Source organism: Vibrio fortis, assembly GCF_000695685.1.
GTDB classification, from domain to species: domain Bacteria; phylum Pseudomonadota; class Gammaproteobacteria; order Enterobacterales; family Vibrionaceae; genus Vibrio; species Vibrio fortis_A.
In genome coordinates this window covers 201,591-214,491 of the sequence record NZ_JFFR01000027.1, presented here as the reverse complement: position 1 = coordinate 214,491, position 12,901 = coordinate 201,591, and the positions used below count along the sequence as shown (strand labels likewise).

The window sequence follows — 12,901 nt, the reverse complement described above, 5'->3', positions numbered from 1 at the left end:
TCTTAATAAATTCGGCTCTCGTCACATCGAGAGCCGATTTAGTTTATGCACTCTTAAACGTGGTGCACCTTTGCTAACTTCATTTATCGACACTTGTAATCGTAATCAAATAAAAAGGAGCAAGCATGAGCTCACTCCCCGATATGGTTACTTGAACCTATATTTATGCTGGCGCACTTGCTCGTGCATTCAAGGATTTAGCACTAGAGATCCAGTGTTGTACCGACTGTGGTGACATTACTTTCGGGTTACCTAAATCACTATCTCCCGCCGAAGCTAACTCTGGAGGAAGTACATCAATAATCAGCTCGAGATCTTTATGTGAATTGATCTCCCGCGTAAACACATCTGCCATCTCTTCACTGTAAGAGCTCCCTCGTGCTTTCGCTGCCTTTACTAAGCCATCAAGCAACACATACCATGTTGTCATAGGACCTTGTGCGACTGATGCCGATTCGGCGGCTGAATCAATGAATGCGAATGGGACGGTAATGATTGGCTGATTGAACTCCATCGCTGCGAAAATCCAATCCGTATCAAATGAGAAATCAAACACCGTCGGATTTTCTAGAATTTTCTCCAAGATACCTCGACCATAAAGTTTGAACGCAGCTTGCGTATCTTTAATACCACTATCAAAGATCTGGGCACCAATCATGCGCTGCATGTGACGTAACGTCTTAATACCAACGCCCCAGCGCTCTTCTTGTTTAACTAAAATCGAGTCTGCATGTTTGCGGTTACCCAGTACTACTTGCTTACCATCACGGCTGTAAGGCGCCAGTGCCAACCCTATTTGCCCCAAGTGAACAGAGTTATCGGCATCCGTATAAAGAACAGCATCAACGCCATCTTCCAGAGACTGTTCACAACCAAGGATGATGGCACCACCTTTCCTTGAATCATCAGCACTCGCCAGATTACGAAGCGCACCAGATGCAGCCGGCAACGCATCTTCCAGTTTAAGTACTTTGACCTTCGCTTGTGTACCCGCATCGTAGGTTTGTTTAATAGATCTCGCGACGTCTGCACTGCCGTGTGGACACCCGTCATCAACCGCATACAAGGTCCAATCAACATTGGTCCCTTCTGTCACCCACTGAAGTTGTTCCACTTTCGTTCTCAGCGAGTCTTCGCCATGCTGGTTGTCTGCCGACTTGGGGTTCAGGCGGTTGTGCTCCCCCCACATAGCGAATACCACACCAATTTTCAAAGGCTGACAAATTGATTGTGTTTCTCTACGTGACTCAACGAGCTTCACCGCGAGTTGAAACTCAAGTGGTGCATTAAATTGAATTGAAAGGTCTTTCAGGTCTTGAGTGGAGAGTTTATCCAGCTGCAGTAAACGGTCTGCTAGCCTAAGTAAACTTTGTTGATGTTGTGGCTCGGTCAAATCAAACTTTTCATTCGATTTGTTTAAGAGCTCAATAGCGGTAGACAAAGAAGTATCCATACATATTCCCTAGCGTGACGTTATTATGATCACTTAAAGCTTAGTATGCATACCTTTTCATATCAAAGTGATAGCCGCTTTATTTTGTTGTACACCTCTCATTTTCTTTGAAGCTGAAGTTTCGGTATTTAGCACGATACTCTCGAACTTTGTCTTCTCGGAATTTGCCTGCCCAGTTGGCGATCTCAGGATCGGTTGCCCAAATATTTGCCATTACCCTTAAATAAGAGCTTTCAGTGCTAGGTGTCGGATCATAAGGGCTATTGTTCACTCGCAACACTAACTGACCATCAATAAACCACTCGATACGATCTTCGCCCCAATAAATCCCATAGCGATGGAACGCCTTTGAGGCATCGAATCCTAGAAAAATGAGCGTTTCGTGAGAGTTTGTGTAGCTGTCATCATCGGTCCAAAAATTAAGTTGGACCATGTTGGTATTAGATCCCAAAAACTCGATATCTATCTCGTTGTGTTTACCACTTCCACCTTCTGGCTTGTCATAAGGCCCTGAGAACAAGAAAAAAGAACTCACTACGCCTGGCGCTCGTGCTGGCTTCATATCGATCTCATAACAACCATAAGGAAAAAACTCATGGCTTCGTAACTCGCCCCCATAGAACGTCAGCTTGCCATCAGCACCACGTTCGTCATCCGGTGCTAATGTTAAAGTCAGACCCTTTTTATTAAAGGTCGCAGACTTCGCGTCCCATCGACTCAAAAACGGAAAACCATTTTCCCATCCATCTGATAACCACCAGCGACTCTCATCAAAAGTTCTTAAAGGGTCTTCGAAACTTTCCGCACTAACAAACGAGCTCGTCAACGCCAAAGACACAGCTAACGCACAATAAGTTTTGGGTAATAGCATGATGAACTCGCTTATTCATTTACACACATAAATAAGCCTAATACATAAGATGAGTTTTTCACCAATAATTACTGATTATCTTCTACTGGTGCAAAACTGCGCCTCTGAATAGCTTGAACTGCTGGTACTGGTGCTTGGCCTAAATTTCCCTTGGGAATGGCACTCGCAGGGGGTTCAGCTACCACAGGAGTTTCCGTCATAACAGGCTCAACATTTGTCGTAGCGACCGGTTGTGAAGAAGGGGAATTTAGCTCTTCTGTATTCGATACGTTTGTTTCAACGATGACTTCTGGTGTACCAAGCGGAGTAATTACCGTCACACCTGTCTCGTTTGAAATTGTTACATCACCACTCTCAGCACTATTCACATTAGTCTCGCCAGATTTTAGTGGTGTAGAAGACACTGTTTGCTGAGCTTGTTTCTGCGCTGTGGCTTGCGACACAACAGGTGTAATTGGCGAATGGAAACTACCTTTAGTCGAGCTTACCTTACCACCACTGAATTGCTGTTGCGTGGTTCCTTCTGTTCCCTGAACAGATCCTTTCGGTGTAACTATTTGCCCTGTTAAATCTTGTTGTTCTTGAATAACACTTTTCTCGGTAACAGGATTTTCGGTGGGTTCGACAATAAATGTCTGTTTATTGGAAAAGTCCTTATTGAGCATTAGTTTACTGTTGGGCGTGTATTGTTTGAGCTGTTCACCAGACGATCTCGGTACGCTTGCGGTTGGTATTGTATTGGCTGGCTGCTTGCGAATCAGTCCTGATGACGGAGACTCGTATCTAAAAAAGTTTAGTTTTTGATCCCAAATATCAATTAACGAAGAAAATTGGATCCACGCATCATCCACGTATGCAGAGGGACCATCTGAATTCGTTGCGATAGAAAACTGAGCGTCAAATGCTTTATAGTCCACCTGTAATTGCTGGCGATATTGATTCCAATTACTTCCCCCCATCAAAAAGTATCTAACGCTGTTCGACCAATACTCGTACGCGACAGGATCTTCGACTTTCTCTGCCGCCATGGCTGCTAGCGCATCGGCCAGTGCGGCCGTCTGCCACATTTCTTTGGTTCCAATCTGGCTCTCGAGACTGAGTGCCCGGTTCGCTTGTTGATGCATTAAGGTCGCGGCTTGCGAATAACGGCCTTGGGACAAAAGAAGCGTTGGTGTGCTTAGCAAGTCAATGGAGGTTTGACTAAGCGCCCAAATAGGAAAAGACACTGCAAACAAAATAAGTGTAATTAAGCGCCTCATCGGAATGTCTCCACCATACATTTGCCAGGATGATCAAAACGAGAGTTAAACTTAACGTCGCGATACTCTTTTGACTTGTTCGCTTTATAAAGTTTACCGGTCTGTTTATATAGCAAAGCTTCTAGCACACCGGCATTGGTCTTCAAGCTAATGCTTTTTTCATAAGCACTGGTAAGCTCATAACGACCTTCATACCACCCTCTTTGGGGGTCATAAAGCTCCTTCACTAACGTCATCAGTCGGTCGGTATAATCGGTTTTCCACAGAGCCCACATTTGAAAAGCAACACGCGTTGACACCAGTGCTTTTTCATCGTGTGAAGAGCCGTCTTCCGCGAGTGTTATCCATGGCGTTCCCAAGCCATATATCGCATCGTAAACAAAATAGGGTTCACCAGTGACAACATGTTCACCTCGCGCTGTATAGATTCGCTCATTGTCCCAACGAGCCTCTTGCACTTGATAAATCGCGTCGGCCATTGCGGCTAACGTGTTGTTGGTGTGTTTCGAGTCGCTTGACGTAGTGTCCCCGACTTTATCCCAATTGAATTCAAGACCCATCCACAAATAAGGTGTTGAGTAAACTGGACGTAGCACGTTGAACACTCGTGGGTCGCGACCATCAAAAATTAAGTCGATATCGTAAATCGTCGCTACGTCGTAAGGCTCAATGTTCATCGCTTTTTCAGGCACAATCTGCCAGTCCAAATAACCGTACGATGTGTACTCTTCGAGTCCCAAGCGGCCTTCTTTATAGCGAATTAATTGACCGTCCTGAATCATGCTCCCATAGAGCTCGCCATCAAGGCTTATCAACTCACAAAAGTTCCAACGCAATACTGCCTTGTCGACATATTCAGAAAATTCAGGAGAGTGTCTCTTTACGATAGCAAGAGCAATTAATAAACGACCGACATCGAGCGATGACCAACCAATATCTTGTGGTTGGTTGCCATAGTTAACCATGTCACCACTTTGCGTGCTGTACACTTTATTGGGGGCGTGGCCATAACTAAGATCCATTTCATTAAGGAAGCTCAGTACTAAAGTCAGGCGCTCGTCGTACTCTTTGTTTGAAATGAACTCAAACTCTCTCGCGGCAATCAACGAGATAAGATAGTCGGCCAGACCCGCCATATTCGTGGTAGGAAAGTTATCAATACTGTTGACCAAGCCCGTCGTGACTTGGGTATTGTTATCAATATACTTCCACGCCGTTTGTGCCCACATCAGCTCTTCTTCAGTCAATGAAGCATGACGACCTTGTCGAAACACTTGTGATTGACTGAAAGAATCAACACTGTTGGTCACTCCTTGGTAAACCACACCGCAGCCGGATATAGATACCGATAACAGAAGTAAACTCCACTTCTTCAGCATTCAATAACCTTATTCTACGGGTTTGATTTTCTTACGAGGCAGACACTGGCCTTCATAACCGAATGGTGATTCCAGTGCTTTCTCCCACAAACTCGGTGCCAGCTGGTCTTTGTATTGAAGTAGCTTACCCTGTTTCTTATACAATAATATCTCTAACGTGATGCCGTTATTATTAGAAGTGAACGTGTTGATGAGACCAGTACCATTCTCGAAGATGCCCTCATAGAAACCTTTTTCTCGATCATAGGCGGTAGAAACATGATCAAACAGAAGGTCGGTATATTCGGTATCCCAAAGAACCCACATCCCCATTGCGCCTTTGATGGCTACCGCAGAGAATTGTGGCAAATATTCGCCAACCTCAGAGATGGTGTTCCATGCGAAACCATCCGTATAAATGGTGTCGTACACGAAATATGGTGCGCCGGCTAATTGGTGCTCGGTACGTGCTGTAATAATACCCGTTTGTTTATAACGTTCTTCCTGTACGCGATAGATTTGTAGAGCGAACTCTGCGATCCACTCGTGGGAATAGCTGGAATCATGGGGGCTTCGGTCTTCCACCAAATCCCAGCCCATTTCAATACCATCCAACACATAACTTTCAGTTACAACGTAACTATGCGCTTTCAGTTTACGTGGGTCACGAGTATCGTATGGAACGTCATAGCCGAATAGGTTAATCGTTGCGTAAGGTTCTGCCATTGCTGCTTGTGTCGTATCAAAGCCCCACAATTCGAAGCCTTTGGCTGCATACTCTTCGTAGCCGAGACGTCCTTCTTGAAGGTATTGCACCTCTTTTCCGGGTTCAAGTAGCGCGCCAAACATGGTGCCGTTTTCGTCCACCACGTTACAGTAGTTCCACCTTAGCATCACAGAATCGATACTGGTGGCGAACTCTGGATAACGATTCTTAAGGATATAAAGCCAAATCATCAAACGACCTAAGTCGAGAGCTGAATACCCAATTTCACCCGGTTGGTTACCGTAGTCCACCTTGGCTGCGGTCTGGGTGTTATACGCCTTGTTAGGTAACTCTCCCATAAATAGGTCGAGTGTATTCAAAGTTGTTAGGAAGCGAACGAGTCGTCTATCAAACTCTTCTTTTTCGATGATCCCCAATTCATACGCACTGGTCATGCCCGCGAGATAGGATGCCGCATCCCACCATGTCACCGACGGGTAGTTGTTTACCGCGTTTACCAATCCCGTCGACTCTTGGTAGTTATTTTCAAAGTACTTCCAAGCGATACGGGCCATATCCATCTCTTTCTCAGTCAACTCACCATGACGAGGCTTAGGGACGGTCCAGTGTGTATTTCGGTCAATAATATCATCAGAGAATTGATTGTATTTACTACCGCAACCAACGATTGCAAGAGTGATCAAGCCAAGACTAATCGTTCGCATATAAATTCCTTCTTATTATTTTAATTCGCTGATTTACTTCAACTCACCAATCGTCAATAGAGGTCCATTTTCAATATAAGCCAATGATTCTAATACGATTCCGTTGGTGTTTGCTGTCACTGCTTTGTTAGTACGGCCATCAATTTCATAGCGACCCGAGTACCAACCTTTCTCATCCGAATACAGAGCAGAAGCTTCATTGATCAGAACATCGGTGTAATCTGAATCATAAAGCGCGTACCAACCGAATGCGGCTTTGGTCGAAAGTGTTTTTAAGTGTGATTGATCTTTACCGTCGTCAGAGATGGCATTCCATTTTTCACCATCCGAGAATACGGTGTTGTAGACAAAGTATGGTGCCTCATCGACGTTATCTTCACTCACGGCGGTAACAATGCCAGTGTCTTCATAGCGACGCTCTTGGGCTTGGAAAATACGATGTGAAAATACCTTAGACACGCTGTCCGCACCAAACTCGATACCATCAAGAATGTAAGATTCACTTACTACATAGTTATGAGCGTGGAATTTTGAAGGGTCACGCTTATCTGTGGGAATTTCGATGCCGTAAATATCAACCATGTCTAGGTAATCGATATATTTCATAGAGTTAAATACATCACGTCCCATCAAGGCTAATGATTTAGAAGCGTACTCTTCATAACCGATACGACCTTCTTGTACCAGTTCCATGACACTCGCATCTGATGTAGGACGAGCACCATACATATAGCCATCGACCAGCATCGCACTCACTTTCCAGTAGTTAAGGACGTCGTTTACCTGCTTATTAAATTGCGGGTATTGCCAAATCATAATGTTCATAGGAACCAGGATTCGACCGATATCGATCGCCGACCAACCAATACCATTTTCAACAGGTTTGTTAGCGTAATCTACCATCTCGAGCGTTTGCGTGTTGTAAGCTTTATTTGGTAATACCCCATCAACAAGAGGCAAACGCGCTAGAGTCGTTAATGCCTTTTCCATACGCAATTCAAACTCTTCAGTTGAGATGATATTGATCTTCTCTGCTGAAATGAGCCCCATTAGATAAGAAGCGGTATCCCACATGGTCGTTGATGGGTAACCATCTACTGAATTCACCAAACCGGTATTTTCTTGGTAGTTGTTCTCGAAATACTGCCAAGCGACATTCGCCCACTCGAATTCCTGTTCTGACAAAACCCGTGAAGACTTGAATGGGATATCTTCTGGAATCTCAAAGGTGATGTTTCCAAGTACTCTTCCCGATTCACGAGTCTCGATACTGAAAGCAATAATAAGCGCTGTCGCTAAACCCAAGATGAACACAATATGATGGCGAGCATTAACCATCGATTTTTTAAACCCCATACTTCAACTCCTCTGAATTGGCAGTTTCTTCACCTTCGCTTTCAGCTGGTGGTGTCCAGAATGCTGCAGCGATCATTCCCCACATCGCTAACATGTTATTTAGAATCCAAAATGTATTTAGAACGAGACCGCCCACAGAGTAATCTCCCCATGAACCGGTTGAATGACCAAACCACGCAAACAACAAACTAAATAGACTTAATCCGAACACCATCGCTTGTGGTATTACTAACTTGAAGAAGTTACCTGTTTGTCGCTCTTTCGGTGTTGTTGGGAAGCTGATCTTCCGCCCGCGCAACACTGTCCATAGTGCCCGCAAGTTGACAGGGAAGAATGAAAGGAAGTTCGTCTTGCCCTTATATCCCGCAACGCCCCAAGTACCTGTCATCATCGCCAACTCAGCTGTGATTACATAAGGCAAAAAGTGCAAATAGAATGTCACGTCATAGGCACTTACTGGTGCAATTGAAGTAAGGAAGTAGATGATTGGACACGCTAAGAAAACAATGTTCCAGATTGCTGACAAGTTAGACCAGAAACTCGCACCATACATCAGCTTCTGTTTAAAATTCAGCCCTTTTCGAAAGATCGGATTATCGTTCATAAAGATATCAATCGATCCTCCAGAGTACTTAAATCGTTGTACGGTCCACGTTTGTAAGTCTTGTGGAGAAAGCATTTTACTTTCCACATTTGGATGCATTACCGAACGCCAGTTACGCTCGCGGTCAGAGTGAAGCACGATCGACGTATAGAGGTCTTCAGATACGTGGAACTTGTAAGGTGTAAATTCCGTATCAAACAAGATTTCATCACGCAGGTTATCTGATACCGACTGTTCAACCTTCTTTTCTTTGGTTAAACGACGTATCTGCGCTTCAATTTCGTCTTGCTCTTTTGTGATCTGCTCTGCGTAAGCTCTTAACGCCGCTTCCATTACCGCTTCACGACGGTGGATCGAGCCTGCGCCACAACAGAATGAAGAGTTTACCCAGTTACGACGGCGTTGAATAACGTCGTAAAACATTTGTGGGTCGTTCACAAACGGGTCTTCGCCAAGTGTTACCGGACCATAGAATTTTTCTATACCTGAACCGATAGATTTTGCCCATGTACCCATTTTTCTTTCAAGGAATTCAGGTAAGCGCTCGCCCTCGGGTAAGTCAAAAAACCATTGAGGTGTTTGAACCCAAGCAACAGTAGGATCTCTAAAGTAGCCAAGGGTATTTTCAAGAATAGTAGAAAACGGACGCGTATCAGCGTCACAGATGACAACGAAGTCACCACTGGTGCGCTCCATTGCATTTCTTAGGTTACCCGCCTTGAAGCCAACATTACCGTCACGAGTAATGTAGCCAACTCCCATTTCCTTAGCCATCGCTTCCATTTCTGGTCGCTTGCCATCATCAAGAATGAAGATTTTGATCGTGATATCGTGCGGGTAAGTGATTTTCTGTGCGTCTAAAATACTCAGCTTAACCAGTTCAGGTTCTTCATCGTAACTGGGAAAGAACACATCAACACTAATTGGCCTGTCTTCTTCAGTGTCGAGACTACACTCTGAAATCTTATATGGTGGCGCTTTTTTAGGTTCATCCTCAACTTTCCACAAGTTATAAGTGAAAAGCATCGAACCGATAAATGCACAAGACTCCGCAAATGCCAAAGGTAACGAAAACCACAATGCATCATAATTTAGAGCATACATCCAGCGCCAACCTAGGTACCAAATGCCAAGTGTTAAGTTACATGTTGCTAAATACTGATATAGAAGTTCTCTGGGAATACTATGAGGGACAGGTTCTGGTGGTACCCTGTGCTCAAATTTCTCAAAATAATTATCCATTTGTTCCTTTCCCTATTTTATTGACCTAGCCAGCTCTTATTAGAATGTTCTAATCAGGGGGGACACACGTTTTCTATGAGGTCATTTTCCTCAAGTTCCTTGGTCATCATGAAGCAGTTTTCTCCATCTTCTACACGTAGCGTAATGTCATCCATCAGTGCAGAGACAATCATGAATCCTCTTCCAGACGTTGCCCAAGTAGTGTCGTCATCAGGGTCCATATCAACAAACTCGTTGGACAAAGCCTTTTCCAATTGAGTTTGTGTCATAGGTTCGCCTCTATCGATGATGTCAATACAGATGGTCTTTGTTTCTGAGTCTTCATTCAGATTGCACTTTACTTTGACTGGCTTGCCTTCTTGCTCGCTATACGCATGTATGTAAGTGTTATTCACCATCTCGACCACACACAGCTCTAACTGAGTGGCTAACACGGGAGAAATGCCTATACCAGACCAATAATCGTTGAGCTCTACTGCGACTTGTCGCGAAGTCTCCAAAGAGCTTTTGTAAGCTTGTTCGAATACGTCTAACATCGGCACACTCCTCTGCTACATACCATTCAACATGTCAGATACACGATTGTGCGCGGCGTAGGTTCTCAAATTGCACCAGTCCAAGTCGTGGTTCTGTTCGCCATCATGACCAATGCAGTACTGACCAAAAATGGTTTGATGCTTAATATGGCAACCTTCTTTGACATGAATGTTGTCAAAAATAAGTGACTCTTCGACCACTGCTTTTTCATCCAACTGACAATTGGCTCCGATAAGTGCAGGACCTATAACTTTTGCATTAGGGTCGACTTTGCATCCGCTACCTATTACAACGGGAGGCTGAAGATTACAGTTATTCACGTCAACAACCGTATTAATCCCTACCCACACCCCAGCTTTCACTTGGGTGCCTGGAATACGATAACCGGGAACTTTTCCCTCTAAGATATCTTTGGTCACACTCCAGATATCCGTAATGTTGCCTACATCGAGCCACTGGAAATTCATTTCAACTGCGTAAAACGGGACGTGTTTCTCTACCAACATTGGGAACAGCTCACTACCAATATCGTATTCACCCTCTTTCGGAATGTAGTCAAAGATCGCAGGCTCAAAGATGTAGATACCCGTGTTAATCTGAGTAGAAAGTGCCTCTTCTTTAGATGGCTTTTCTTGGAAGCTGGTGACTAGCCCTTTTTCGTCCGCAACGACAACGCCGTATTTTTCAACTTCATCTAAGATGACACTTTTGGTGATGATGGTTGCGATACCGCCATTCTTCTTATGTTTGCGAACGGCTTCTGTAAGATCCAAATCGATCCAAGCATCACCACAAACAACCACAAAAGTTTCATCAAAGAAGCCAGAAAACTGCTGAATCTTCTGCATTCCACCAGCAGAACCGAGCGCTTTGCTCTGATACTTGCCGTCAACACACTCACCCTCGTACGAGTACGAAAGTTGAACATCAAAGTGGTGTCCATCGCCAAAATAGCCTTCGATAACTTCCGCAAGGTGACTAGTATTAATCACAATCTTATTGATATTGTGTTGTGAAAAGAGCTCAATCATCGATTCCATTACCGGCTTGCCCAGAATTGGAATCATTGGCTTAGGCAGCGACTGAGTGATTGGCTTCACTCGTGTACCTTTCCCTGCCGCTAAGATCATTCCCTTCATATCAGTCTCCCTTACACAGCTGTTGCTAGCGCTTCATCAACACTGGTATACGTCTTAATCAGTCTATCCATACGCGTAAGCTTAAACAGGTCTTGCACAGGCTTCTGCGCGTTAGCAACCGCAATTTTCTTGTCACGAAGCATTTTGTACACACCCATTACCGCACCTAAGCCACTGCTATCCATAAACTTAACGTTGCTGATATCAAGCACAACGTTTGGTAACAGCTCCGGAGTAAGTGTCTCTAAAACTTCTCTAAACTGGGGTGCTAATTTGGCGTCAAATCGCTCTTCATTTACTTGAAGAACTGTGCTGTTGCCTTGTTGACTAATTTCATATCGCATTGAGCGTCTCCTTCTTGAGGACCTTTCCATTCCGCCACTAGAACACTGACGTCATCGTCAAAACAGTCTGACTTTGTCCAGCCTCTAACGTTATTTACTAATAATTCGGTTTGTTGTTGGATCGGGTATTGATTCAGTTGTTCGATCGCATTACGCAAGCCTTCTTCAGAGTACTGCTCGTCTCCGTTATCCGCTTCTGTAATACCGTCTGAGTAGAACCAGATTTTATCGCCTGGTTCGAGTTGAATTTGTGCAGCTTGATATTCCACATCATCGAAAGCCCCAACAACAAAGTTATCGTGACCAATCAGTTCTGCATTTCCTTGGTTGCCGTGGTACCAAACTAAAGGAGGATGACCAGCACAGCAGTAAGACATAAGGCCAGTTTTTACGTTTAGTACGGCATAAATCATTGTGAAATAAAGGATATTGGCATCATTACTCATGTACATTTCATTGAGTTTAGATACCACATCAGCAGGCGCGCATACGGTAGATGTATCACCATCATTTTTCAGAACCACCGAAGAACTGCCGTTCTGAACCGATAAGCTGGTTTGCACTGAGAACGACATAAGAGCCGAAGAAACACCATGACCTGCGACGTCGAACAGATAAAAGGCTACATGATCAGTATCAAGCTGCATGTAACCCAACATATCGCCCCCCACCTGAGCGCTCGGAATTGAGATATAGCTAAGCTCAACACAGCTGAAATGTTTAGTTTTGGGCAGGATTTGTCGAATCAATTCGCTGGCAGAATCAAGGTCGCGTTTGATCGTTTCGTAAGCTCGGTCAAGCTGTGTATTTTTATCGACAACTTCATTGTGAAGTGCAAGAGTCCGAAATCCAGCGCGAATTCGCGCATCAAGTTCGTCTATTGAGGTTTTCTTATCAATGAAATCATCCGCGCCGGCGTCAATACCATTGATGATGGACGCTTCATCGCCCTTTGAAGAGAGAAGCACAAAAAAAATGTAACGGTTATAGTTTTTAGATTTAAGCTCGCTGCACAGTTCTACCCCACTCATACCTGGCATCATCCAATCGCTCAGTACAAGCTGAATATCGTTATTATCTGCTAACATCTGCAAAGCGGCTTCACCACCAGTTGCAGTATGTACTTGATAACCACGCTTTTTTAAAACCGAACTCATATAAACCAATATGGTTCGGTTATCATCAACAAGCAGAATATCCTTCATTCTTTACCCTAAGCCTTTTCTGACGTTCTTATCACACTTCTGCCAATTATGATTTTGGCTTTGGTTCACGTGCTTTATTACTTTAGGTTAGACTCAACTCAT

General features: G+C 44.2%; 11 protein-coding genes. All 11 read right to left on the bottom strand.

Annotated elements, in window-relative coordinates; all coding sequences use genetic code 11:
* Positions 1–163: 163 nt before the first annotated feature.
* The 11 genes from VFDL14_RS06055 to VFDL14_RS06100 all read right to left on the bottom strand — a co-directional run bounded on the left by VFDL14_RS06055 (position 164) and on the right by VFDL14_RS06100 (position 12,799).
* A complete protein-coding gene (locus VFDL14_RS06055; RefSeq protein ID WP_032552455.1) occupies positions 164–1,453 on the bottom strand; it encodes a glycosyltransferase in 1,290 nt (429 codons plus the stop codon).
* Positions 1,454–1,532: 79 nt separating this feature from the next.
* Entirely contained in the window at positions 1,533–2,324 is a 792-nt protein-coding gene (locus VFDL14_RS06060) for a family 16 glycosylhydrolase (protein WP_032552454.1), read from the bottom strand.
* A 68-nt stretch (positions 2,325–2,392) separates the two neighbouring features.
* Positions 2,393–3,583 carry a hypothetical protein gene (locus VFDL14_RS23685; protein ID WP_050487457.1) on the bottom strand — a complete coding sequence of 397 codons (1,191 nt, stop codon included), beginning with the start codon at positions 3,581–3,583 and terminating at the stop codon, positions 2,393–2,395.
* On the bottom strand, positions 3,580–4,962 hold the full coding sequence (locus VFDL14_RS06065) for a DUF3131 domain-containing protein (protein WP_032552453.1): 1,383 nt from the start codon (positions 4,960–4,962) through the stop codon (positions 3,580–3,582). Before VFDL14_RS06065 ends, VFDL14_RS23685 begins: the two co-directional genes overlap by 4 nt.
* 9 nt (positions 4,963–4,971) lie before the next feature.
* The gene (locus VFDL14_RS06070; protein WP_032552452.1) at positions 4,972–6,372 is read right to left on the bottom strand and encodes a DUF3131 domain-containing protein; all 1,401 of its coding nucleotides are present in this window, start codon (positions 6,370–6,372) and stop codon (positions 4,972–4,974) included.
* A gap of 33 nt (positions 6,373–6,405) precedes the next feature.
* The gene (locus VFDL14_RS06075) at positions 6,406–7,728 is read right to left on the bottom strand and encodes a DUF3131 domain-containing protein (RefSeq protein ID WP_032552450.1); all 1,323 of its coding nucleotides are present in this window, start codon (positions 7,726–7,728) and stop codon (positions 6,406–6,408) included.
* The gene (locus tag VFDL14_RS06080; RefSeq protein WP_032552449.1) at positions 7,718–9,574 is read right to left on the bottom strand and encodes a glycosyltransferase; all 1,857 of its coding nucleotides are present in this window, start codon (positions 9,572–9,574) and stop codon (positions 7,718–7,720) included. The genes VFDL14_RS06075 and VFDL14_RS06080 overlap by 11 nt, the downstream gene beginning before the upstream one ends.
* A 53-nt stretch (positions 9,575–9,627) precedes the next feature.
* Entirely contained in the window at positions 9,628–10,110 is a 483-nt protein-coding gene (locus tag VFDL14_RS06085) for an ATP-binding protein (RefSeq protein WP_032552448.1), read from the bottom strand.
* 15 nt (positions 10,111–10,125) lie between these two features.
* On the bottom strand, positions 10,126–11,250 hold the full coding sequence (locus tag VFDL14_RS06090) for a sugar phosphate nucleotidyltransferase (RefSeq protein WP_032552447.1): 1,125 nt from the start codon (positions 11,248–11,250) through the stop codon (positions 10,126–10,128).
* An 11-nt stretch (positions 11,251–11,261) separates the two neighbouring features.
* Positions 11,262–11,594 (bottom strand): STAS domain-containing protein, encoded by a 333-nt coding sequence (locus tag VFDL14_RS06095; protein ID WP_032552446.1) that lies wholly within the window; start codon positions 11,592–11,594, stop codon positions 11,262–11,264.
* Positions 11,546–12,799, bottom strand: coding sequence for a PP2C family protein-serine/threonine phosphatase (locus VFDL14_RS06100; protein ID WP_032552445.1), 1,254 nt, complete (start codon positions 12,797–12,799; stop codon positions 11,546–11,548). The genes VFDL14_RS06095 and VFDL14_RS06100 overlap by 49 nt, the downstream gene beginning before the upstream one ends.
* Positions 12,800–12,901: the final 102 nt, after the last annotated feature.